Below are 344 nucleotides of genomic sequence, written 5' to 3'. Positions count from 1 at the left end.
GCCAGGGCTACCAGCAGGACGTGGGTGCCCAGCCAGGCCACCCCGCCGCTCTCGTTAAGCAGCACCAGGCCGACCGAGAGCGAGACGTAGACCAGGCCGCTGGCCAGCAGGGCCAGGCGCGGCAGGGCTCCGGCAATCAGCAGGACGCCGAGGGCGAGCAGGATGTAGCCGAGCGCGCCGGAGTACAGGTCCAGGGCCCAGACCGGCATCAGCGGCTCGGCGGCGAACTTGTCGTAGAGCGGCTCGGGTAGGCCGTGGTAGTGGGAGAAGCCGTAGACCTTCTCCTTCACGTTGACCATGGCCCCGGAGATGTCCGGCTCGCCGAACTCGTCGAGCAGCGGGCG

The 344-nt window shown here is 69.8% G+C and carries 1 pseudogene; it reads right to left on the bottom strand.

What is annotated here, in order from left to right:
• Positions 1 to 344, bottom strand: a pseudogene (locus QEH57_RS24865) (hypothetical protein); the annotation flags it as partial.

Source organism: Pelagicoccus sp. SDUM812005 (assembly GCF_031127875.1).
In the GTDB taxonomy this organism is placed as follows: Bacteria; Verrucomicrobiota; Verrucomicrobiia; order Opitutales; family Opitutaceae; genus Pelagicoccus.
Note: the sequence above shows the minus strand (reverse complement) of the source record. Positions and strands in the feature narration are given on the sequence as shown.